The 22,946-nt window shown below is 58.8% G+C and carries 17 protein-coding genes and 1 pseudogene; 4 read left to right on the top strand and 14 right to left on the bottom strand.

Annotation, left to right across the window (positions count from 1 at the left end):
• Window positions 1-124 precede the first annotated feature (124 nt).
• Window positions 125-480: pseudogene (locus Q3C01_RS42510) on the bottom strand (IS110 family transposase); the annotation flags it as partial.
• Between the two features lie 45 nt (window positions 481-525).
• Here Q3C01_RS42510 and Q3C01_RS42505 point away from each other — a divergent pair.
• A complete protein-coding gene (locus tag Q3C01_RS42505) occupies window positions 526-846 on the top strand; it encodes a hypothetical protein (RefSeq protein ID WP_458151296.1) in 321 nt (106 codons plus the stop codon).
• 2,315 nt (window positions 847-3,161) lie between these two features.
• On the opposite strand, the gene Q3C01_RS42500 is transcribed toward Q3C01_RS42505, so the two are convergent.
• Together Q3C01_RS42500 and Q3C01_RS42495 are read right to left on the bottom strand one after the other, a co-directional pair.
• On the bottom strand, window positions 3,162-4,562 hold the full coding sequence (locus Q3C01_RS42500; RefSeq protein ID WP_458151295.1) for an aminotransferase: 1,401 nt from the start codon (window positions 4,560-4,562) through the stop codon (window positions 3,162-3,164).
• An 11-nt stretch (window positions 4,563-4,573) separates the two neighbouring features.
• Complete coding sequence (locus Q3C01_RS42495) at window positions 4,574-6,088, bottom strand: NAD-dependent succinate-semialdehyde dehydrogenase (RefSeq protein WP_458151294.1); 1,515 nt, start codon at window positions 6,086-6,088, stop codon at window positions 4,574-4,576.
• 153 nt (window positions 6,089-6,241) lie between these two features.
• On the opposite strand from Q3C01_RS42495, the gene Q3C01_RS42490 reads away from it, so the two are divergent.
• On the top strand, window positions 6,242-6,718 hold the full coding sequence (locus Q3C01_RS42490) for an Lrp/AsnC family transcriptional regulator (protein WP_458151293.1): 477 nt from the start codon (window positions 6,242-6,244) through the stop codon (window positions 6,716-6,718).
• A 499-nt stretch (window positions 6,719-7,217) separates the two neighbouring features.
• The gene (locus tag Q3C01_RS42485; protein ID WP_458151292.1) at window positions 7,218-8,417 is read left to right on the top strand and encodes an IS256 family transposase; all 1,200 of its coding nucleotides are present in this window, start codon (window positions 7,218-7,220) and stop codon (window positions 8,415-8,417) included.
• A gap of 517 nt (window positions 8,418-8,934) precedes the next feature.
• On the opposite strand, the gene Q3C01_RS42480 is transcribed toward Q3C01_RS42485, so the two are convergent.
• Window positions 8,935-9,261 (bottom strand): CapA family protein, encoded by a 327-nt coding sequence (locus tag Q3C01_RS42480; protein ID WP_458151291.1) that lies wholly within the window; start codon window positions 9,259-9,261, stop codon window positions 8,935-8,937.
• Between Q3C01_RS42480 and Q3C01_RS42475 the strand changes: the two genes are divergently transcribed.
• Window positions 9,252-9,893 carry a hypothetical protein gene (locus tag Q3C01_RS42475; protein WP_458151290.1) on the top strand — a complete coding sequence of 214 codons (642 nt, stop codon included), beginning with the start codon at window positions 9,252-9,254 and terminating at the stop codon, window positions 9,891-9,893. The two genes, Q3C01_RS42480 and Q3C01_RS42475, sit on opposite strands and share 10 nt — an antisense overlap.
• A 794-nt stretch (window positions 9,894-10,687) precedes the next feature.
• Here the strand turns inward: Q3C01_RS42475 and Q3C01_RS42470 are convergent.
• The 10 genes from Q3C01_RS42470 to Q3C01_RS42425 form a co-directional block, all read right to left on the bottom strand.
• Window positions 10,688-11,890: a M24 family metallopeptidase gene (locus tag Q3C01_RS42470; protein ID WP_458151289.1), complete on the bottom strand. Its 1,203-nt coding sequence runs from the start codon at window positions 11,888-11,890 to the stop codon at window positions 10,688-10,690.
• A 68-nt stretch (window positions 11,891-11,958) separates the two neighbouring features.
• The gene (locus Q3C01_RS42465; protein ID WP_458151288.1) at window positions 11,959-13,254 is read right to left on the bottom strand and encodes a serine hydrolase domain-containing protein; all 1,296 of its coding nucleotides are present in this window, start codon (window positions 13,252-13,254) and stop codon (window positions 11,959-11,961) included.
• A gap of 1,138 nt (window positions 13,255-14,392) precedes the next feature.
• Entirely contained in the window at window positions 14,393-15,787 is a 1,395-nt protein-coding gene (locus Q3C01_RS42460; protein ID WP_458151287.1) for a CapA family protein, read from the bottom strand.
• Between the two features lie 22 nt (window positions 15,788-15,809).
• The gene (locus tag Q3C01_RS42455) at window positions 15,810-16,874 is read right to left on the bottom strand and encodes an ABC transporter ATP-binding protein (RefSeq protein WP_458151286.1); all 1,065 of its coding nucleotides are present in this window, start codon (window positions 16,872-16,874) and stop codon (window positions 15,810-15,812) included.
• Entirely contained in the window at window positions 16,871-17,878 is a 1,008-nt protein-coding gene (locus Q3C01_RS42450) for an ABC transporter ATP-binding protein (protein ID WP_458151285.1), read from the bottom strand. The genes Q3C01_RS42455 and Q3C01_RS42450 overlap by 4 nt, the downstream gene beginning before the upstream one ends.
• A 1-nt stretch (window position 17,879) precedes the next feature.
• The gene (locus Q3C01_RS42445; RefSeq protein ID WP_458151284.1) at window positions 17,880-18,761 is read right to left on the bottom strand and encodes an ABC transporter permease; all 882 of its coding nucleotides are present in this window, start codon (window positions 18,759-18,761) and stop codon (window positions 17,880-17,882) included.
• Window position 18,762: 1 nt separating this feature from the next.
• Window positions 18,763-19,704 carry an ABC transporter permease gene (locus Q3C01_RS42440; protein ID WP_458151283.1) on the bottom strand — a complete coding sequence of 314 codons (942 nt, stop codon included), beginning with the start codon at window positions 19,702-19,704 and terminating at the stop codon, window positions 18,763-18,765.
• An 8-nt stretch (window positions 19,705-19,712) separates the two neighbouring features.
• Entirely contained in the window at window positions 19,713-21,311 is a 1,599-nt protein-coding gene (locus Q3C01_RS42435; RefSeq protein WP_458151282.1) for an ABC transporter substrate-binding protein, read from the bottom strand.
• A 617-nt stretch (window positions 21,312-21,928) separates the two neighbouring features.
• Window positions 21,929-22,351: a DUF6963 family protein gene (locus Q3C01_RS42430; protein ID WP_458151297.1), complete on the bottom strand. Its 423-nt coding sequence runs from the start codon at window positions 22,349-22,351 to the stop codon at window positions 21,929-21,931.
• A 40-nt stretch (window positions 22,352-22,391) separates the two neighbouring features.
• Entirely contained in the window at window positions 22,392-22,679 is a 288-nt protein-coding gene (locus Q3C01_RS42425) for a DUF6963 family protein (RefSeq protein WP_458151281.1), read from the bottom strand.
• Window positions 22,680-22,946: the final 267 nt, after the last annotated feature.

Here is a 22,946-nt window from a genome sequence, read left to right as displayed (position 1 = left end):
CCCCTGATTGACGCGCCGCGACAATCAACCTGACAAAGCACTTGCGCGCGTCAATCAAACCCGCGATCATCACATCCGCCGCGACACCAGATTCTCATCCAGATTGTCGCGCACCTCTCTCCCAGATCGCCGCGCTACACTCGACCGTCTTGGTCGGCACGAACCGCATGTTGGGTCTCGTGACCGCCTCGCAAATCGCCTCCGCATCGGTGGTGTCGTTCTTCTGCCGCTTGACGTAGGGCTTCACATAGGCCGGAGGCATCAACCGCACCGTATGCCCCAACGCCTGCAGTTCGCGGGACCAATAATGGGATGACGCGCAAGCCTCGATCCCCACCAAGCACGGCGACAACTTCTCAAAGAAGGACAGCACGAAACGGCGCTTGAGCTGGCGGCGCATCACCCACCGGCTGCATCGACGCCATGCACTTCAAAGACCGACCTCGCGATATCCAGACCAATCGTCGAAATTGACTGCATAGGCTGCTCCTCCGAATCGTGGGAGCCTCAAACGGCGAGCATTCAATGAATAAGATCGCGCCCGCGCACCTGGCTTGCGCCGCTTTCGTGTATATCCGCCAATCGACAGCGTATCAGGTCGTCAACAATCTCGAGAGGCAACGACGTCAGTATGGCTTGGTCGAGCGCGCGCGGCAGCTTGGCTGGGAAGATGCTCAACTCGTCGGCGCCGATCCGGGCGGAACGGTTCGACCAGGCCTCGAGAAGCTACCGGCCGCGATTTGCGAAGACGGGTTGGCGCCGTGGCATCAGCCTTGCCCGGAACGGCAGAGATTGGCACAATTTGCTGGAGTTCTGCGGCCTGGTCGGCACACTGATTGTCGATGAGGAAGCAATCTATGATCCACGCTCACTAAATGACCGGCTGTTGCTTCGTATGAAGGGCACCACGAGTGAGTTGGAGTTGCCGATCTTCCGGCAAACGGCCCGTCGAGGCCATGAGCCAACAGGCGCGACAGGGCGAACTCCATTTGACCGTCGCCGTCGACTACGTGAAGACGAATGACAACCGTATCGAGAAGCATCCCGATTGATTCGCCCAGAACGGCATCTTCCTCGTCGTCCGCAAAACTCGCCGAGTTTCCCGTCAATCCGGCAGGCGCTTCTTTGGTTCAGGGCGGGAGAACGATCTCGTTCCGGCGATTGCGAAAGGTCGCGGTAAGCGCTCGGTCGAATGGAAGACGCCCGTCTATCGCACACTGCACCACATCCTAACGACGCCTGTGTACGCTTGCTCTTACACCTATGGTCGGCCGAGGGACACGGGTGACGATCAAGGATGACCCCAAGCGGATCATGCGACACGCTCCGGCGCAATTGGAAGGATTGGGAGGCTTTGACGTACATTGCCTGGACTGAGTTCGAGAGGAATCAGCACCTGATCCCCGACAACGCTAATGGGAAAAGCTATGCGGATCGCGGCTCCATAAGCGCGGCTTTTACAGCGATGGTTGGCAACGCTCGGCAACCCTTGCCTCCGCAATTGCGTCGCAACACGTTAGCTGTGACAAAGCCCCTCTGACAAGACCAAGCATACGATCCAATATCTGCCTCCATCGAAATGCCCGATCACATGTGGCATGGAATGTAATACAGGAAAAGGTGGCGACTATCACTCATCTGCCTATTGTTGGGATTTTATGGCGCCTGCTCGGCCGAACGCTAGATTGCTCCTAAACAAGGCCAACATGCATTCCGCTATCGCGCGCCAACGCCCAAATTCTGTCATCTTGTCCATGACGGGATCGGATTGAGGGTGTTCTTCGTTTTCTTTGGTGGTGCCCCGAACGGCCGCGCAACCGCTCGCCTTGAGCTCTGGACGCACAATGGATAATTCGACCGCAAGCTGGTCCGCCTTCGCGCGCGCCCGAAATCACCGAGCCGTCGTCACTCTCGCTGGCATCATCCTATGGATGCGATAAGTGTCAACACGAGCTAGCAAAGCTGTCTGAAATCGACGGCTAGTCCTTCTGGGCTCTTTCTGGACCGTCGACGTGCTCATCGTGCGCATTGCCTCGCCGCTACGTTAGCCCCGTTGATATTGAGTTTGCCGACCCGATTCATGAAATGACTCGAGCGTACTCATAGCCCATTTTTGACAGATTCCATCACTAAACGCCAAGGTAGCGCCAGCTCGATGTCGATGATTCCAGCCATTGGACGCTGTCCGGCGGCGAAGCCACTGATGGATGCCGGAGCGGGCGCGGACGTGAGCTCGATAGGAACCTGAGCTGACACGGCGTTACCTTGGCGCGCTTACCGACGGCTGCACCGCGAGCCAGTGGCGCAAGAGAGTAGCAGTAGCGACGCCGTCACGACGGCCGTCCGTAATTCGCAAACTGCGCCAGCGTTCGCGCATAGTGCCGTTGAGTCATGCAGGACGCCTACGTGAGAGCGCGCGGCGCCCCCACCTGGACGCGCATAGTGTTTACGCGACCCGCTTTCCGTGGTTCCGCAAAAGACCCGATTGATGTGAACCGGAGACCGAGAATGGCGGTGGCTGTGTGAAGCTTTGAAGATCGTCGCGTGATCACGCCGACTGCGGGTGAGCTTCCACGAAATTGAGGAGGCGGGTCCTTACTCCCTGACCCCAACCACCGTTCCAGCTCAAATAGCTTCTGCAAGACGATGTTCGAGGTTGGGTAGACGACCGGCCAATCTCGTAGTGCGCTCGGCACAACGTGCTCCTTCGAAAACGCCCTTCCTCGAGATTGCCGATAGCGCATGGCAGACCAGTACATGACAAGCTGCTGAATGCTGCCCAGGAAGCAACCGAATTCAATCGGCTGCTCTCCTTGAACAGCAATTTGCCGACATAAGCACTTGAACTGAGGCCGCTCCGGTTTCTTTCGCCCCGCTTGTCAGCTCATGGATGCTGCTTGCTACCTCTGTGGCTCGATCCGCTGCTCCCTGCGCGTTCAACGCATTCTGTTGCTGGTTGCCTCCCGCTCTCCGATGAAGACGATCACGGTCTTCGCGATACTCGACGTTCGGCTGACTATTTCGCTTGAAAGAAGTACGGTTTTAACTCCGCGATCGCAGCTCTCAAGGTCCGCGCCAGCTTTCAATATAAAAGCCGGTGACGCTTGCTCGTCACTCAGAGAGCTTCATGAATAGCCGACGTGCCTCACCACGAAGATTTTTTAGATCTTTTCGCCGGCACGCACGAGTTCGTCCATCACGGAGTGGACGGCACTTTCGGTGATAGAAACGATATGATCGATTTCAGCCTTGGTGGTCACGAGCGGCGGGGCGAAGCCAAGGATGTCACCATGTGGCATCGCGCGGGCGATCAGCCCACGATCGCGGGCCGCCTTAGAAAGGCGAGCACCAATTTTGAGGGATGGATCAAACCGCCTCTTGCTGTCGCGATCAGCGACAAACTCGATGGCGCCCATAAGGCCGACGCCACGCACTTCGCCAACGATTGGCAACTGCGCGAACTTGTCCCTGAGCCGGGCTTGGAAATACGCGCCGACCTCGCGGGCGTTACCAGGAAGGTCCTCTTTCTCAACGATGTCGAGAACGGCATTTGCCGTCGCGGCGCCGATCGGATGACCCGAATAAGTGTAGCCGTGCGAAAATGCGCCGACCCTCTCAGCACCGTCTTCTAGAACTCGGTATACATTTTCTCCAACGATTGCAGCGGAAAGGGGGAAGTAGCCAGAAGTAAGGCCTTTGGCGACCGTGATCAGATCGGGCTCGAGTCCGTAGTGCTGCGAACCGAACATCGAACCAGTGCGGCCGAAACCAGTAATGACTTCATCGGCGATCAACAGAATGTCGTGCTTCTTGAGCACTTTCTGGATTGCGTCCCAGTAGCCTTCCGGAGGCGGCGTGATACCGCCCGTGCCGAGCACTGGTTCAGCGATAAGGGCCCCGACGTTGTCCGGGCCGAGCCGCTCGATGAGTTGGTCGAGTTCAACCGCGCGACGCGCGGAAAACTCGCGTTCGGTCTCCCCAGCATTTGCACCCCAATAATAATGCGGAACTCCAGCGTGCGCAATGTGCGGCAGCGGGAGATCCAAGTGGTCGTGGTAGAAGCTCATACCCGTCATGGAACCGGAAAGGACACTGCAGCCGTGATAGCCACCTTGACGCGAGATGATCTTCTTCTTATTCGGCTTGCCCCTTAGATTGTTATAATACCACACAAGCTTTGCTTGTGTTTCATTGGCATCAGAGCCGGACATACCGTAGAAGGCTTTGCTCATCTTTCCCGGCGCCATCCTGACAAGACGATCGGAGAGGATCGCGAGTTCGTCAGTCGTGTGCGCCGCATATGTATGGTAATACGCAAGCTTGTAGGCCTGCCGCGCGATTGCCTCAGCCACTTCGGTCCGGCCGTACCCAATATTGACGCAGTACAGGCCAGCAAAGCCGTCGATGTAACTACGTCCCTGCGCGTCTTCGATTCGGATGCCCTTCCCCCCAGTGACAATGGTCGGATCACCGATCTTGCCACTGGCGAACTCCTTGAGCTGGGTGAAAGGATGCAGAACACTCGAGCGGTCCAGCTCAGCAATGGCCTTAATGTCGATCATACTGCATTCTCCTAAGCCGCTAGATCGCCGAAGCAGAGGTACTTCAGTTCCATATATTCTTCGATACCGCGTCGTGAGCCCTCGCGGCCAAGTCCGGATTGCTTCCAACCTCCAAACGGAATAGGAGCCCCCGTGAATGAAGCCGTATTGATGCCGACCATACCGCACTCAATCCGGTCAGAAACTCGCAGCGCTCGACGCAGGCTGTCGGTGTAAATATATCCAGCCAGTCCCATTTCACTCGCATTAGCGCGAGCAAGGACGTCTTCTTCGGAATCGAATGGCAATATAGCAGCCACCGGCCCAAACGTTTCCTCACGTGTGATGAGCATCTCTTCAGTGACGTCGCTGAGTAGCGTTGGAAGAACGAAGTTCGGCCCGAGGCTTTCGTTGCGCTTCGCGGAGACAACCCGCGCCCCTCTCATCATTGCATCGTCGATTTGAGCTCTACACTTGTTGGCCACCGACAGCTTCGTCATTGGTCCAATATTTGTTTCAGGTCTGAGCCCATGGCCTACCTTGAGTTCAGCCATTACCGCAGCAAACGCCTCAACGAAGGCGCCGTAGATGCCTCTTTGTACGTAAATGCGATTAGCCGCTAAACAATCTTGGCCGGATGTGGCGAATTTTGCTGCCATTGCTCCTCTAATCGCTTTGTCGAGGTCGACGTCATCGAACACGAGGAAGGGAGCATGCCCCCCCAGCTCGAGAGAAACCTTCTTTACCGTTTCGGCCGCCCCCTCCAGAAGCAGACGTCCCACCTGCGTAGAACCCGTAAACGAGAGAGCCCGCACTCTAGAATCATGCAACAGAGGTGGCGAAAGCTCGAGCGGATTACCAACGAGCACCTGGAAGACACCGGGCGGGATCCCGGCCTCCACAGCCAACCTGGCCAGAGCGAGAGCAGAAAGCGGAGTCTCGGGAGCTGGCTTCACAATGATCGGGCAACCAGCCGCAAGAGCGGCCCCAGCCTTTCGAGTAATCATGGCGACAGGGAAATTCCAGGGCGTGATTGCGGCAGCGACACCGATCGGCTGCATTCGAACATGAAGCAGACTTGCAGGCTTATGACTTGGGATTGTCTCGCCGTACGTTCGCTCCCCTTCTGCAGCAAACCACTCGAGAAACCCAGCGCCATACGCTATTTCCTGACGCGCCTCAACGAGCGGCTTGCCCTGCTCACTCGTCACCAGGATGGCGATGTCTTCCAAATGGTTTAGCATCAATGATGCCCAAGCCCTAAGGATGGATCCCCGCTTCGATGGCAATAGCTCTCCCCAAGCAGAAAAGGAGCGCTCAGCTGCAGCGATGGCCAAATTCATGTCCGCGGCACCGCAACAACCAACGTCCGCAATCTCTTCCCCAGTAGCCGGATCGACCACGACATTTCTTTGCTCGTTTCGGATCCAGCGGCCATCAATTAGCGCGTCCCCAACGAGAAAATCCTGGCGGCTCAGACCTTGGAGATGCTGCGGAGCAAGACCGACTAGATCCGGTCTTTTCTGCCAAACAGTTTCAAGCGCCATTTGTAAAGTCCTACGCGGTCACTTGTTGAAATTGCCTCTACATTCAGGATACCTTCCACTGACGGTATTTTGCGTCGCATTTCCTATGGGCAGGATGATTTCCTGCATCGCGTTCGGATATCGCGGCGAAATTCACCAAGGGCTGGAGCCGATATGCAATACGACCGAATAGACGCCCGCATACTTGAGATCGTGCAGAAGAATAACCGCCTAACTTCTGAGACAATTGGCGAAATGGCTGGACTTTCTGCTACAGCATGTCAACGACGACTCAAGAGGCTCCGCTCGGAGGGCATTATCGAGGCCGACGTCTCGATCGTTTCGCCGAGGGCAGTAGGTCGGCCAATTCAAATGCTTGTGCTAGTGACTTTGGAACGAGAGCGCTCAGATATAATCGACAAGTTCAAGAAGGCCATCAAATCGACAGTTGACGTGGTCAATGGATTTTACGTCACTGGCGACGCTGACTTTGTCCTGTACGTCACGGCACGCACCATGGAAGATTATGAGCAGTTCACGCGACGATTCTTCTATGAAAACTCCGATATCAAGGGGTTCAAGACAATGGTCATAATGGACCGCGTCAAGGCGGGCTTTGCCATTCCAATCGACGCTGCAGCCGAGGCTTGATGCGCGCACCTCGCTTGGATCGATGTGTTCGCCCCGGCGGAACCGGTCGACGAAAATTTTTGCATTTGTGGGCCAGTGCCTTGCGTCTTCGAGCGCGGACTGTGCAACCGGCATGCGTTGCATACTTCGTTTGGCGGTGCGTGCAGAGCTAGCTTGGCTCTGATGAAGCAGTGCTGAAGAGCGCGAGACGATCGATAAGGCCCTCTCTTCAAGACGCAGCCCAAGGATCGCCGAGGATCTTTCCGCGTTGACTTCCACTTACGGTGACTGGTTCTGGTAAGCCCACCGGTGCAGTGGGGCCAGGGCCCTCTGCACTCGAGCAATCGTCGGGTTAATGAATCAGGTCGTGTCCCCGAAGGTGGTGTAGCTCGGTAGAGCAAAGCCGTCCGCACGCGCGCCCTCCAATAGCGCCGTAGCGGGCGGGCGGCTTTGCGGTGGTCACCGATGATTCGTCGGTAAGGTTTGGGTTGCGACACCAACCTGATTCGAGGAACCACCGATGACCGACGACATGATGAACCTGCGCGCGCTCGTGGAGAAGACCCCTGACGCCGATCTCTTGCGCGAGATGATCGGCTTTGCCGCCCACCGGCTGATGGAGCTGGAGGTCGAGGGCCTGACCGGGGCGGCTTACGGCGAGAAGAACCAGGAGCGCCTGGTCCAACGCAACGGTTATCGCGATCGAAGCTGGGAGACCCGCGCCGGCACCGTCGAGCTGCGCATTCCCAAGCTGCGCAAAGGCTCCTACTTCCCGGGCTTCCTCGAACCGCGGCGGATGGCCGAGAAGGCGCTCGCCGCGGTGGTTCAGGAGGCCTACGTGCAGGGCGTCTCGACCCGCTCGGTCGACGACCTGGTGCAGGCCATGGGCATGAGCGGCATCTCCAAGAGCCAAGTGTCGCGGCTGTGCAGTGAGATCGACGACAAGGTGAAGGCCTTCCTCAATCGCCCGATCGAGGGCGACTGGCCCTATCTGTGGATCGATGCCACCTACGTGAAGGTGCGCCAGCAGGGGCGCATCGTCTCAGTCGCGGTGATCATCGCGGTGGGTGTCAACAGCGACGGCCGGCGTGAGGTGCTCGGCATGGATATCGGCCCGTCCGAGGCCGAGACGTTCTGGACCGCGTTCTTGCGCAAGCTCGCCCGCCGCGGCCTGCGCGGGGTCAAGCTGGTGATCTCGGATGCCCACGAAGGCATCAAGGCGACTGTCGCCAAGGTGCTCAAGGCCACCTGGCAGCGCTGCCGCGTGCACTTCATGCGCAACGCGCTGGCGCATGCCGGCAAGAGCGGACGGCGCGTCGTCTCCGCCTTCATCGCCACCGCCTTTGCCCAGGACGATGCCGAGGCGGCACGGGCGCAATGGCGACGCATTGCCGATCAGCTGCGTCCCAAACTGCCAAAGCTCGCGGCGTTCCTCGACGAGGCCGAGACCGATGTGCTGGCCTACATGAGCTTCCCGGCCGCGCACCGGGCCAAGCTGCACTCGACCAATCCGCTCGAACGCGTCAATGGAGAGATCAAGCGGCGGACCGAAGTGGTCGGCATCTTCCCCAACGAGGATGCCATCATTCGCCTGGTCGGCGCCATCCTGCTCGAACAGAACGACGAGTGGGCCGTCCAGCGCGGCCGCTACATGACACTGGAAACGATCGCGCCTTTGGGCGATGATCCCGCCGTCAGCTTCCCGGCTATCGCCAGCTGACCGATCCGGCCCATGCCGGCGAACGTGGTGACACCCACTCAGCTACACCACGCCAAGGGACACGATCATGAATCATTCAGCCCCAGTATTTGGAGCGCGCTCGAGATCGAGTCTGCTGCTCAAGGCACTGGATCAATTCGAGCATGCGAACTCCGAACATGGCGGGGGGTTCGGCGGCAGCCTGACCGCTCCCACGTCATTCTCGATTGCGATTCGCTACCAAATGGCCTCGTAGAGGCCCCTAAAATGGCTTTTGCCGGTAGCGCGAGAGCAAACCTTTTCGAGAGACCAAGCTCGACCGGACAGAGCCGCAATTCGGCAAGCTTGTTGTGCTCACATCTGACGGTACAAGATTCCCATAAAAAACGGGTGAGAATCCCTTTGCCATCTCGTCGACAGTCACCTCGGTGTCCGTGTCGACCCCGGGTTCCCTACTATGAGCGACATGTCAGCGCCCACCGGTGTCCGGAGGTCGTCCATGATGAAGTTCGCCCCGCTATAAAAGATCGGCCAGCCCCTATAGATCTCGATGTCCCGCAACTGGTGCGGTCCGGGCGCCGTTATCAATTAGCCGATGCGCTGACGATCGTTCGTAATCCGGCGGCTCCTGACTCCAATTCCTGTGGTAGTGACCGTGATTCGTCACGATGCAGAAGTCGGCGAAATGCTCGCCCCGACGAATGTTTCGTAGAATGCCGGCGACATCGCGCAGGTCGGCTTCATAGCTGTCCGAACGAGCACGAATCGGATTCTCATGACGCTGGAGCTGCTTGGCCCTCCCCCGTCGTCCCGGAGACTGCAGCCGGAGCCAATCGATGGGCGGGAATGGCGTCCATGAACGCATTGCGCATCTGCGTCAGGCTCTCGAGCATCTCCATGGGCCACGATGCTTTTCACCAAACGAAAGCTGTTGACGCTTGGCTTGCCTGGCGTGAATCCCATAGCCTTCACATTAGGTCCGAGCATCTGGCAGATGACGTGATACGCACCGCCGTACTCAGCCTGCCGCCTTCCCTTGAACGATCGGATATCGAAGATGTTGGTTTCCATGTTGGCAAACGTGACATCAGCCTCATGAAGGATCATGAGGACAACAGTCTCCTCTGGGGGCTTATCGTTAAAATGCGCCCCATCGACTGGAAGTTCATTCAGCGTGGGCCAAAACAGCCCCTCGTGCGGTGTTGTGTTGGCAGCAACTTTTTCGCGGCTGTTCGGCGGATCGTTTTCAAGACCATCTTTCCGGCTTCACCCCACCTCGCTCACACAACTCGAGCTCTCGCCATCACTACATCGCATTCGATTGAGTGGCACTACGCCTTCGTGATCGGGCCAGTGGCCGGCAAGCTTGCGCAGCAAATCGACAGCATAGGGCACGCGCTGCCTGGATATCGCTCGGTCTTGACGCGCGCGACGCGCTTCAGTGTGACGGCCGCCGATCCAGTGGATAAGAAGCACCGTCTCTCGTTGCTTCGTTGAGTTGGCAGACGATCTCGCGAACCAGGATATAAACTAGGCGGTGCTTGCTGCGCATATTGGTTGACGAAGCAGCCGCGGGCAAGTCGTGAGCGAGTTGGAGCAGAAGCGCCCGATCGATCCTCGGGCGCGCAGCCAACGCCGCGTGCAGATCCTTAGGTCTGCGATCGAGACTCATCGACTCGCTCCATGCTTGGTTCCACCGCACCTCCAACTCGCGAGCCACGTGTCGCTTTGCCGGATCCACCGGTTCATATCGGCGGGCAGCGAGGGAAGTTCGCAGTGCGCCGCTTCCAGTTCCCGCTCGCTCGACGGCGGCGACGATGTCCTTGTTTAAGCGCCCGGCTTGTTCCGAAGCGAAATCGACGCCTCCACAGCACGGTCCGAAGCGGCCTCGAGGGCGCCGGCCTCGACCTCTTCGGGGACGGTAAACGCCGGCCTCGCACATCGGCCGGTGCCGCAGCCCAAGAAATGCCATCCAGCGCCCATGATTGCTCGACGCGGTCCAGCGCATCGTTCCACGTTGCCGTCGCGATCGCTCGGGCACGTTACGCAACGGCGACCGTCTAAGAGCGATCCTTAGCGTCGTTCCCTCCGCAACGCCATGATCGCCCCTCGAGGGACCCGCCGATCCGCCGTGGCGAGCGACGTAGTCGACAGGACGAATCGGCGAAACGGGTGCACGACGGCGCCAATGCTCGACCGTGCGTGAGGCCCCCGACTAAAAGTGGCTGGCTCAAACATTTCGACCCTAGTCAAAGGCCATCATCTGTTACTTAGGTCTAGGGAGCTCTCACCTAGACCTTGACCACGGTCAGCTCCCGGTCATGCATGGTAAGAATCTCGCACCCCGTCTCCGTGACGACCCATGTCTCACTGAACCCTACGCCGGGCGCGCCCGGCATTCGGACTCCTATGGGAGAGTGGAACGTCATGCCAGGCTTCAGCTCCTGCTCAATACCCTCGCGGATGAAATAGATGTCCTCGCCCCACGTGGGAGGCAACCCCAGCCCGATCGAGTATCCATATACGCGCGCAGAGCTTGGTACCGCACTGATCTCCTTCAGCCCGAAGCCAACCTCCCGTGCGACGTCGTGCGCGATACGCCCCGGTTTGACCGTATGAAGCAGCAAGTCGAGGGTCTCGTTAATGACTCTCGCTCGTTTCTCAACTTCCGAAGATGGCTCGCCAATGGCCACTGTGTGAAAGATCGCGCTGGTGTACCGTTGATAAGCCGCGCCAAACTCCAGGATCACGGTGTCACCCTCCTGAATGGGAGTACGCCTGAAGGTGGTGTGGCCGATACCGCTCCGCTGACCTGCCGAGACGATCGGTTGGGTGCTGAAATACTCGCTTCCCTCATTCACCAGCGTCTGATAGATCACCGCCGCGATCTGGTTGTCAGTGACACCGGCCTTGATCATCGGTAACACGGCGGCCAAGCCCTTCTTTGTGATCTGAGCCGAGCGGCGCATGTAGTCCAATTCCGCTGCCGATTTGACCATCCGGGGCTGCGCAACCACATCTGAGGCATCGATGAGAATGGCGTCAGGCAGCGCTCGTTTCAATCCCTGGTAAAAATCGACGCTGACACCGGGCCTCTTGTTCTCGATGCCAATACGCTGTCCCTCCAACTTTCGCTCCTTCAGGATGCCCGCGAGGGCGCCCTCCACGCCGTCGTTGTCGCCCCATCTGACAGGACGGATATCCTTCACCCAGCTGGTGAGGATGGTGGGCCCAATCTCCAGCGCGTGCATATGGAGTATGGGCTCACCTTCGCGAGGCAGTACCATGCACGAATACCAGAGCGTGCCGAAACTTTGGTAACCGCTCAAGTAGCTCAAATCGGGAGCGAACGTAACGAGGAGGACGTCCAGGCCCCTCTCGTCCATCACCTTCCTGACTTTTTCGATTCGGAGGCGATATTCCGACTCCGGGAAAGCTAGCTCTTTGGAGACAGGTCGGCTCGTGAGATCTTTAATATACTGGTTGAAATCCATGCTAGGCCTCAAGGTCTTCCTTGTCTTCCCCGGCTGTCCCGGGCTTATCAGCGGTCCACAGCAGCTGGCTAGCCGCGCAGCAACCGTCCCAGCGCAAGCATCTGCGGCATGGTGATCGGGTCACTGAAAGCAGACGACGCCAACGGATGCGATCCGAAGCGCGCGATCACCATCTCTGCTCCCGGCGCGATGTAGAGGCGCTGACCGTGAATGCCTCGGGCTTCGACGGCGCCGAACTCGTTGTGCGACACCCACCACATGCTGCGGTACGAGTAGCCGGACAACCGCTTGGAACCGACCTTCGCAAACTTCGCCGGATCTCCGCCGCGCCGAATATCGTCTACGACAGGCGCTGGAATAAGCTGCTTGCCATCCCATCCACCTTCGCGCCGGATCAGCTCGCCGAAACGCGCGAGGTCACGCAGGCTCGTGCAGAACCCCCCGCTCGCCGACGGCATGCCAGCAGGATCGATGATCAAGTAGCCCTCCTCCTCGCAACCTAGCGGCGCCCACAGGCGCTCATGCAGCAGCTGCGCGAACGAACGGCCGGTCTCACGCGCCATCACCCAGGCCATGACCTGGGTGTTTACACTCTTGTAGGCGAAGGCCTCACCATGCGCACCTTCCTTGCGCACGGTACGCAGATATTCGCACGACGTCTGCGGCCCCTCGTAACCGACCGGCCGCGGCCGCATACGGCAGGCGCGCATATAGACCGAGGAGCCGGATCGGTCATCTGCCTCGTCCTCCCTGTACTCCAGACCGGTCTGCATGTCCATCACCTGGCGGAGCGTGGCATCCGCCCACCCAGTCCCGCGCAGCTCGGGCAGGTAGTGCGGGATTAGCTTGCTATCGTCGAGCACGCCTTCGTGCACCAAACACGCGGCGAGTGTGCCCGCGTAAGACTTCGTTACCGAAAAGCAGGCGTGCGGCAGATGCGGTTCAAGCGCACCGAAATAGCGCTCAAACACGACGCGTCCGCGGTGCAACACCACGATCCCATCAGCGTAGGTATCTAACAGCGCTTCATCGAAGCGGCGGACGCGCCCGTTCGCGTCCGTGAACACCAATGCTTCCACTTCCGCAGCATCCGCGGCGGATGGCGTTCCGAAGGAGAGCCGAGCCCCATCGCCGCGGCCCACGCTCACGGTCGGCACAAGCTCCCGCAAGTGCGAAACACTCCAGCGGATTTCCGGGAAATCCAGATAGCGGCCACTCTCAATTGTGATCTGCTTACCCTCGGGCGGCGGCGAACCCCGCATCCATCCGATAGTGCGCGGATCGCTAGCGCGGCCATCGAGGTACGTTCTGCCCTCGAATTCCAGCGCGCTCCCTGCCGGCACGGACTGGGCACCGAAATGCATGCCCTCTCCTTCATTACCTTTAAATGCCACCAACATCTCCATACGGTCGAACTGGCCCAGCCAGAAGACTCGTGCGCTCCCCAATTGCGGGTTTTTCGTCGCTTTACCTGGGCTATGTTTCGTGCCCTGTATTCATGAGTGTAAGAGACCAATCCGTATGGATTTATGCAATTAGCCCAACGCCCGCGCCTAAAATCCGCGCTTTGAATCTCGATCTCGCCGGATTTCACATCACCGCTAGCTTAGGATAAGCGCTTCTTGATCCCACCTTGCGGCTGTGAGTTCGGCACAACAAGGGACGGATCGTGCCGAGTCGCATGCTCCCGGATCGAGACCCCGCATGAGTGTATCGATGTCGAGTAGCAAAGGCGCGACCGGCAGCCAGATCCTCCTTTGGAGGCGACTCAATAATATTCGTGGAAGCCATCGATAGTGATTACACCGTCGGCATTCTTCATGGTGTTAAGGAGGTGCACCAACCTCCAGATTGGATTGGGCACAACGCCGCTGAAGTTACCCGAATGCAAGTCGGCGCAGCATCACGACAACGTAGCTCAAGGGCAACCTCGCCCCGCGAAACGAACTTGGTCATAGGCGCACCACTTGCATGGCGGGGCCTTCGGCAGTGACGGCATGGCCAGCTTTTAGGGTGTCCTTGTTGGCACGCGTGTATTCGGCGATATGCAGGCTGCCGATCTCCCCTTCGCCTTCCAACAAGATAACGGCCGTGCCATGCGTCCTTAAGTGAGACTCGACTGCCAGGATCTGTGCGAAATGCTGGCCCTTGTTATCGCCGATACGGCAAGCAACAGCCGGCCATCGCGTAATGTGGGTTTAAAGGGTTGCGAGACCCATTTGTCGATCGTGTCAGCGGCTGCACGTTATAATGCCTGTACATCAGTACCAGCCCCCGGCGCTGGTCCAATCCCTATATCCATCAGCATTCGAGAAGGACATCTACTTCCCCGACCTATATTCTCGGCTGACGAAGTTAATCTATTAGACGTTCAAGAAACCTTGTACGATCTTTTCGATATGCGCGGAAACCGTTCAACGAATCTGACAAGTCATATATGTTCTTGTGAACAAAAGAGAAGCAAAATGTAAAGGGGATCTATAGTGCGTACGCCGCGGCGAACTAGCCACGCACCGAGTTGGGCCTCAATCTGATCACTCCCACTTCATTCTCCATCGCGATCTGCGTACCAAAAGGCGTCGAGAGTTTTTGTAAACGCTCCAGAATGGCTTTTGCTTGTGGCGCGGAAGCGAAGCGCGGGATACCCCGGTTAGCAAACCTTTTCGAGTGACCAAGCTCGACCGGATAGAGCCGTAATTCAGAAAGCTGGTTTTGCTCAAATCGGCTGACCGTGACGACGCTCTCATAAAAAATCGGGTCTGAGAATCCCGGAGATGTCTCGTATCCCCTCATCATCTCATTGACTGTCACCTCGGCATCCGTTTCCACCCGTGGGTCCTTGCCGTGACTATCGAACATGTCAGCCCCTACGGGGGTCCGGAGGTCGTCCATGATGAAATTCCCCAGGCTGTAATATATCGGTCGACCCTTGTAGATCTCGATGCCGCGCAACTGGTGCGGACCATGTCCGACATATGCATCGGCACCGGCATCGATCAGCCTGTGCGCAAATGATCGTTCATAATCAGGCGGCTCCTGGCACCAATTGCCGGGCTCGTGACCATGGTTCGTGACGAGGCAGAAGTCCGAGAACTGCTTGCCCCGGCGAACGTTTCGTAGAATTCCCGCTATATCTCGCGTGTCGGGATCGTAGCTGTAACCGACCTTGTCGCCCCTTTGGAATGTCACTCCGGCTAGAACCACGCGGTCTGGATCGCCATCATCAGACTTGTAGCCGGGCAACATACCACGTAGCTGCCTCAAGCGTTCCAGCATCTCCGCTGGAACGACGATGCTACGTGCCAGCCGGAGGGCGTTGACACCTGGCCTGCTTGGAGCCTCGCCGGCGGTATCGGCCGCACGAGACAGCGGCGTGAACGTGGCAGCAAACGACAGCAACGCCACGCGACCACGGGCGGTTTCCAGAAAGCGAGCAGCGCCAGCTTGCGCCAGATTCTCGCCCACACCGGCATGGATAATCCCGCTCTGATCGAGCGCCCGGCATGTCTCGCGCATGCCTTCAACACCCCAGTCAAAGGTATGATTGTTCGCGCAACTGAGGGCGTTAAACCCCATAGACTTCAAATCAGGTCCGACCTCTGGCAGGCTGACGTGATATGCACCGCCGTACTCAGCCTGCGGACTGCCGTTGAACGAGCGGATATCGAAGATGTTGGTTTCCATGTTGCCGAACGTAATATCAGCATCATAGAGGATCTTCACGACGTCGTCCAAACCGAGATGCTGACCTTTGGTCAGCGATCGCGAGACTATGAGATCGCCAACTGCGACCAACGTGAAGCCGTCTGCAATGTTCGTCGCAATCGAGCCGGCCATATCATAGCCACCGCCCTGCTGGACCGCACCAGATCCGTTCTCGTGTGTGGGCTTGTCCATACAGTTCTCCATAGGCAGGTCTTTACGCTTGGTGTTGATCGGGTGAAAGGGTCTGTGGCTCTGCTACAGGAGTGAGCGAAGAAACGATTTCCATAGCCGCCCCAAGCGGGCTATCTGAGGCACGCGCGCGCACATGACAGGCCACGATGCGTCCGTCTGCGATCGGCACCAAGGGTGGCACTTCGATGCGGCAGCGCTCGACCGCGAGCGGACAGCGTGGATGAAACGTGCATCCGCTCGGCGGATTGACGGGGCTTGGTACTTCACCCTCGACGGGCGCTTCAAGCCGGACCCGCGTTGGGTCCGGTACCGGCGCTGCCGCAATCAGCGCCTCGGTGTAGGGGTGAACCGGCTTGGCAAAGAGCGCCTCGCACGGGGCGAGCTCTACGATCCGCCCCAAATACATGACCGCAACGCGGTTGCCGATATGCTCCACGACGCTAAGGTCGTGCGAGATAAAGACGTAAGCGATGCCCATCTCCTGCTGGAGATCCAAAAGCAGATTCAGGATCTGCGCCTTCACGGAAACGTCAAGGGCTGAGACCGCCTCGTCGGCGATAATGAGCGAGGGCTGAAGCGCCAGGGCCCGCGCAATGCCGAGCCGCTGCCGCTGGCCGCCGGAGAACTCGGACGGGAAGCGGTCCATCATCTCGGGCCGCAAGCCGACCTTCCGGAGAAGGTCCGTGGCAAGCGCTTGACGCTGCTTGCGGCTGAGCCGCTCAAAATTCTCGACGGGTTCGGTGATGATGTGTCCGGCGGTGAGGCGCGGGTTCAGCGACGAATAGGGATCCTGAAACACCATCTGCATCCGACGGCGCGACGAGCGAAGCTCGTGCCTGTTGAGACCCGCAATGTCAGTCCCGTCGATCATCACGCGCCCGGCCGTAGGCTCCACGATCCGCATCAGGAGCCGCGCGATTGTGGACTTGCCGCAGCCGGACTCGCCGACGATGCAGAGTGTCTCGCCCGCTTCGACGGAGAAGGATACATCCTCGACCGCCCGCACCACCGGAGCCGTCTTCAGGAATCCTGCGCGGAGCGGATAATGCTTGGTCAGATTCTCGACTTTCAGCAGGGGACCATTCATGCGCCAACTGCCTCTTCGGAATGCCAGCAAGCTGCGGCGTGGCCCGGCCCGACCTCACAAAGCGTGGGCGTCTTCTCGCGGCAAATGCCGGTCGCGAACGGGCAGCGCGGCGCGAAGCTGCACCCGGCAATGGACTCGCTCAGGCTGGGCACAATGCCTGAAATTTCCGGAAGGCGCTGCCGACGGCCGTGCCGCGGGTCGGGCACCGAGCGCATGAGAGCTTGAGTATAGGGATGCGTGGCGCGCGCGAACAGATCTATCACCGACGCTTGTTCTACGATTCGGCCCGCATACATCACGATCACGCGTTGGCATGTCTCGGCGACTACGCCCAGATCATGCGTGATGAACATCACGGCGGTTCCAAGGCGCTGCTTCAAGTCGACGATCAGCCGCAGGATCTGCGCCTGCATCGTGACGTCCAGCGCGGTCGTTGGCTCGTCGGCGATCAACAGTTCCGGTGAGCAGGCGAGCGCCATGGCGATCATGACCCGCTGACGCATACCGCCCGACATCTCGTGGGGATAGTTGTTAACCCGACGTTCGTGGTCCGCTATGCGGACGAGATGGAGCATCTCTTGTGCCCTTGCCATCGCATCGGACCGAGAAGCCTTTGTATGGATCTGCACAGCCTCAGCGATTTGGCGCCCAACGGTGTAGACCGGGTTCAGGCTCGTCATCGGCTCCTGGAAGATCATGGCAATGCGATCGCCTCGGATCTGTCGCATCTCCTGTTCAGAGAGCTTCAGCAGGTCGCGTCCGTGAAAGCGAATCTCGCCTCCGACGGTCTTGCCAGTTAATTTTGGCAGCAGGCGAAGAATGGAGAGGGCGGTTATACTCTTGCCGCATCCGGATTCACCGACAACTCCGAGCGTTTCGCCTTTTTTGACTTGGAAGCTGACACCTCCCAAGGCACGAGTGACGCTTTCCTCACCATAAAAGTGCGTCTCCAGATCTTGAACGTCGAGAAGCAGCTCATTGCCCGCGTCGGTTTGCATTAGCATATCAGCGTCTCCGCTTTGAGCGGGGGTCGAACAGGTCTCGCAAGCCATCGCCGAGCAGGTTGACGGCCAGGACCGTGATGGCAAGGCAGATGCTAGGAGCAAAGACAGACCATGGGGCCATCGCGAGATACAAGCGAGACGTTGAGATCATATTGCCCCAGCTGGGAATCTCAGGCGGCACGCCCGCTCCCAGGAAGCTCAGCCCTGCTTCTGTCAGAATTGCACTCGCGCAGACATTGGCACTCTGGACCATGAGGGGCGGAATGGTGCTCGGCAGGACATGCCGCCACAGCACCTTCGGCAAGCGCGCGCCTCCGCAGCGCGCGGCCTCCACATAGGGAAGCTCCCGAACGCTGAGAACCACCGAGCGAACCAGCCGCGCGACGCTTGGAATCTGAGGAATCGTGATGGCGACGATGAGGATACCGATGCCGGCGCGGGTCAAAGAAACCAGGGCGATGGCCAGCAGAATCGTCGGGATCGCCATAAGACCGTCCACGACCCGCATGACGATGTTATCGAAGCTGCGGTTGTAGCCGGCGATGACACCGATCAGAAGCCCGCCCAGAGTCGCGCTTGCCGCCGAGATCAATCCGACCATAAGAGAGATTCGGGCGCCGAGCACCGTTCGTGCAAACACGTCACGGCCCAGATTATCGCTCCCGAGCCACATCTCGGCCGAAGGCGGCTGAAGGCGCTTGAAGGGATCCATATTCAGCGGATCACCCGCGTAAACCGGTGCAACGAGCGCCAGAATGATCAACAGCGCCACGAGGCCGCCGCCGACAAAAACCAGCGGATGCCGCCGTGCCAGGCGGGGAAGGTTGGCTATTCGCAGCCGGCCCATCGGTACGGCTTCAACTGGTGCGGAGAGGAGAGACATATCAGTACCGGATGCGGGGATCGATCAGGGTGTAGGCCAGATCGACCGCGAGGTTAACAAGGACATACACGCCCGAACAGAGGATCAGCACGGCCTGGATGATGGGATAGTCGCGATTGTTGATCGCATCGACTGTCAAACGACCGACACCGGGGATGTTGAACACCGTTTCTGTGATGACGACGCCCCCGATCAGGTGGGCAAAACCCAGGCCGATCACCGTGAGGATCGGCACGCCAGCGTTCTTTAGAGCATGATGGAAAAGCAGGGAATATGACGAGGCGCCCTTGGCAGCGGCCGTTCGCATGTAGTCTTCCGACAGGACCTCGAGCATGCTCGCCCGCGTGATCCGGGCGATGAGAGCAACATAGGCAACACTTAGAGTCGCCGCTGGCAGGATCAGCTGCGCAAACCAGGGCCCAAGGCCTTGGTCAAGCGACTTGTATCCTTGGACCGGTAGCCAGCGCAGGCTGATAGAGAAGCCGTATATGAGAAAATAGCCGATGACGAACACCGGGATCGAAAAGCCGAGCGCCGCAAAGGCCGAGAGGATGCGATCGACGAGCCCGCCCGCTCGCCACGCGGCAAGGATGCCGAAGGCAATCCCGGTTGCGCTCGAAAAGACAATCGTCAACACCGCGAGGGAAATGGTCGGTTCCAGCCGCTGTGAAATGAGTTGGAGAACCGGCCGCCCGCTGAAGATCGACGTCCCGAAATCGCCACCGACGATGCTCAACGCCCAATGTACGAATTGAATCGGCAGTGGATCGTTGAGCCCCAGCTTTGCGCGGATGCCGTCGATCATCTCTGGCGTGGCCGTGTCGCCCGCGATGATAGCCGCAGGGTCGCCGGGTGCCAGCCTGAGAAGTAAGAATATGAAGATCCCGACCATCACCATGACGGCGATGGTTGAGGCCAGCCTGCGGACAATGTATTCGGGCATTTGCGTCCTCAGCCCTTCTGAATGTTCCACATCGGGATAATCTGCGGCATGCCGATGAGGCCGGTGAGCGTCTTGCGGCGAGCGATTGGCAACACAAGCAAACCCAGCCTGGCGTCGCCGACGAAGTCCCACCAAATTTGTTGCATGTTGCGGGCCAGCTTTTTGCGCTCTTCAAGCGTGTTAGTATCGACCCATTTAGCCCGAAGGGCCTCATATTCGTCACTCTTCGGCCATCCAAACCACGCCTTCTCGCCATCCGCCCTGAGGAGGGGTGTGCCGAGAGGGTTGCCGAGGGAATAATCCATTTCAGACGTGATGAAGATGTTCCAACCGCCACTCTCGACAGAACCTCTGTTCGCCCGACGCGTGACGATCCCTCCCCAGTCGCTCGGCGCGAGTTCGGCGTTTACGCCAACCTTCCGCAGCGCGGCCGCCAAAAGCTGTGATGCGTTGTCGTACCTCGGTACGTTCGTGGGCTGGAGAATGACGACCTTCTCGCCGGCATATCCGGCCTCCTTAAAGAGCTGCTTGGCCCTTTCCGTATCGCCGCCCTTTCTGTGCCATTCCGCGTTTGCGTCATTGGACATTAGCGTATCGTGTCCAAATATCGACGTGACCGTGCCGCCGTATTTGGGGTGGGGTGACATGGCACGCACGAACGCCTCTTGATTGATCAGGTGAAGCACCGCCTGGCGCGCCTTGACGTTGTCGAACGGCTTCTGCAGGAAGTTCATGCGCAGGCACACATCCTGACCAAGCTTGTCCAGAACCTGAAGTTCGAGGTTCGGATCGCTCTCGATCGCCGAGAAAAAATCAACCGGGGGCGTTTGAAGGAAATCAATTTCACCAGCCTGCAAAGCGGCAAAACCGGTCTGCTGATCGACGATATTGTCCCAGATGATCCGATCGACCTTCACGATCTTCCCGCCGGCCAAGCCGTCGGGCACCTCCTTGCGCGCTACGTAATTTTCGTTACGATCATAGGTGAAGCTCGCGCCCGGCTTGGCAAGGGCATGATTGAACTTGAACGGCCCCGATCCGATATTCGCGGTCACCTGCACGGTCGCGGGGCGGTTCGCGTCGGTCTCGCGCATAATGAACAAGCACGGCGGCGTAAGGTCCGCAAGGAGATCAATCAGGAGCCCCAGAGGCTCCCTGAGCACAATCGCGAAGGTTTTGTCGCCGTTCTTCGAAATATCCCTGGCTCGCTCGATAATCATTTCCCCGCCGGGATGCACTTGGCCCCAGCGACGGATCGAGGCAACGCAGTCCGCGCCCGTGACAGGCGTGCCGTCGTGCCAGTACAGACCGTCCCGTAGCTCGAACGTATAAGTCTTCCTGTCGTCCGAAACGTCCCACTTCGCCACCATCTGCGGCTGCGACCTAAACTTGGAATCGAGAGAGAACAGCGTGTCGTAAATCGCCGCACCATGGTCGGCAGTTATGTTGGTCGTCGTAAAAATTGGATCGAAGACGCGGAGGTCGCCGGTCTTCACCATTCGAATCGTTCGCGAGTCGGTTGGCGCTGCCCTTAGCACGCCCGGCATTGATACAGCCGCTCCGGCGGCTACACCTCCTTTGATGACCTCGCGTCGCGACACGGTCATGTTACGTACCCCTTGGTATGATTCTATCGGATTTCTTGCCTCTGCCAAAAGTGCAGGGCCGATGCGCCTTCACTGCTCCGGCCCAGGCCGCTCTCCCCAGAGCAAACCCCAATGATGCAAATGGAACGCATCGAATTCCTCCTTTTTATTCTCACATAATATATTTCGATTGCGATGGATTTCCGCGCTTTTGCTGAAATTCGCGCATAAGATCTCTATTTTTCGGCTCATAATAACCGAATTCCAGCACAGCCCTCAGGATCGAAATTTGTCGCACCCAATTGGAGCTTTGGGAACAGGATGCGGCGCTTTGGTTGCCTGCAATGGCGCACCAGACGTTGCGTTTAACTGGTGCCTGAAAGGTACCTGCCCCTTTACCGGCCGGCACATCTACGACCGGCAGGAGATTTCGGCCTTGACCGACCGCTCCCCCGGTTCTGTCGTTCCTTCTGCTCGGCGCCTGCTCCCCTTCGAGGCGAACCCACTAAGGCGATGATGCTACGGTCGCGTGCCGAGCACGCTATCCCACGTATCTTTCCGTTCCCAATGGGCGAAACGCGGATTGCCAGCTTGTATTTCAGCGGTAACTGACCGCAGTTCATCCTTACCATTAAAGGCTACCAGATGGCCATTCTCGATCTTCGTAATCGGCTCGACGTTCCCAGCCAGACCGCGCTCCCCAAATAGACGCCTTCCTCCTGAAGCGTCGCAAAATACTGCGTTCTCTGCCCCATGCCGATGGGGGGCGCTGGCGGCGATGGTGATAAAGCCCTTGGGAGCGAGACCAGCGTCATCACTTCGATTGCGATCGCGGCCGCGAGTTTCGGCCACCTCGCGGTGGGAGCCGATGGCGTTGTGGAGTACACGACTGCTGCTCCAGTCTCGTCGTTGCGACGCAAAACGGTGGCTATGTCAGGTCGGCGCAGGACCCGCTCGGTATTGGCGACACCGATCCGCCCCGCGACGTCGACGCATATCAGGCCGCAGTCTGCTTCCGGACTCTCACTCGTGACCGCGTGAGCCGCATCGGCGGGCGCGATTCCTGCGCCAGAGCGTCGGCGTTCATGGGGTTTGCCACTGCTATGTCGGCCGCTTGCAATGACCCGTTACCAGACCGACTGAAGGGTCGATGGGGATGAGCTTCTCAAGATCGACGTGCCGGTCGGGACCGGAAGGGATCGCGGCTGCGACTTTGGCTTCAGCGAACTCTGGCCACGGTTCGACGCCGGTTGTCTCGCCCTCAGTGAACCGGTGGCAGCCCCCCGGCGCTGCGTCATCGAAAAGGAGCCGTGTCTTCGTCGCTGATCGCGCGAAGCCGACGATGAACCCGGTAGCGCCCTGGCGCGGTGGCCAATCTCGTCCGGTCACTACACTCACTCGAAATCGGGATATCTGCCGCAGCGGTTCGCGTTTGGTCGCGTTCCAATCCTCGGCACCTGTCTCAGGCCTCGCAGCTCATGGTGATTGAACGTTTGACCTCAGATCGTCGCATTACGACTTTGTCGGAAGACATTTCGCGATAGCGTCGATGGCCTGCTCCAGTGCTACCGAGAGCGCATTCCTTGCCCTTAACGCTCCAGCTTCCATCAGCGGATTTCCCGCCGCTGGGCCGCAGACATAGCTTGTTATATCTGC

Source organism: Bradyrhizobium sp. UFLA05-109 (assembly GCF_054185165.1).
This window is presented reverse-complemented; position numbering and strand designations above follow the sequence as displayed.

What these genes read in the sequence shown, in the direction of transcription:
- Q3C01_RS42505 (WP_458151296.1), top strand. Translation starts at nt 526, where the DNA reads ATGAATAAGATCGCGCCCGCGCACCTGGCTTGCGCCGCTTTCGTGTAT.
- Q3C01_RS42500 (WP_458151295.1), bottom strand. Translation starts at nt 4,562, where the DNA reads ATGATCGACATTAAGGCCATTGCTGAGCTGGACCGCTCGAGTGTTCTG.
- Q3C01_RS42495 (WP_458151294.1), bottom strand. Translation starts at nt 6,088, where the DNA reads ATGGCGCTTGAAACTGTTTGGCAGAAAAGACCGGATCTAGTCGGTCTT.
- Q3C01_RS42490 (WP_458151293.1), top strand. Translation starts at nt 6,242, where the DNA reads ATGCAATACGACCGAATAGACGCCCGCATACTTGAGATCGTGCAGAAG.
- Q3C01_RS42485 (WP_458151292.1), top strand. Translation starts at nt 7,218, where the DNA reads ATGACCGACGACATGATGAACCTGCGCGCGCTCGTGGAGAAGACCCCT.
- Q3C01_RS42475 (WP_458151290.1), top strand. Translation starts at nt 9,252, where the DNA reads ATGAACGCATTGCGCATCTGCGTCAGGCTCTCGAGCATCTCCATGGGC.
- Q3C01_RS42480 (WP_458151291.1), bottom strand. Translation starts at nt 9,261, where the DNA reads ATGCGTTCATGGACGCCATTCCCGCCCATCGATTGGCTCCGGCTGCAG.
- Q3C01_RS42470 (WP_458151289.1), bottom strand. Translation starts at nt 11,890, where the DNA reads ATGGATTTCAACCAGTATATTAAAGATCTCACGAGCCGACCTGTCTCC.
- Q3C01_RS42465 (WP_458151288.1), bottom strand. Translation starts at nt 13,254, where the DNA reads ATGCATTTCGGTGCCCAGTCCGTGCCGGCAGGGAGCGCGCTGGAATTC.
- Q3C01_RS42460 (WP_458151287.1), bottom strand. Translation starts at nt 15,787, where the DNA reads ATGGACAAGCCCACACACGAGAACGGATCTGGTGCGGTCCAGCAGGGC.
- Q3C01_RS42455 (WP_458151286.1), bottom strand. Translation starts at nt 16,874, where the DNA reads ATGAATGGTCCCCTGCTGAAAGTCGAGAATCTGACCAAGCATTATCCG.
- Q3C01_RS42450 (WP_458151285.1), bottom strand. Translation starts at nt 17,878, where the DNA reads ATGCTAATGCAAACCGACGCGGGCAATGAGCTGCTTCTCGACGTTCAA.
- Q3C01_RS42445 (WP_458151284.1), bottom strand. Translation starts at nt 18,761, where the DNA reads ATGTCTCTCCTCTCCGCACCAGTTGAAGCCGTACCGATGGGCCGGCTG.
- Q3C01_RS42440 (WP_458151283.1), bottom strand. Translation starts at nt 19,704, where the DNA reads ATGCCCGAATACATTGTCCGCAGGCTGGCCTCAACCATCGCCGTCATG.
- Q3C01_RS42435 (WP_458151282.1), bottom strand. Translation starts at nt 21,311, where the DNA reads ATGACCGTGTCGCGACGCGAGGTCATCAAAGGAGGTGTAGCCGCCGGA.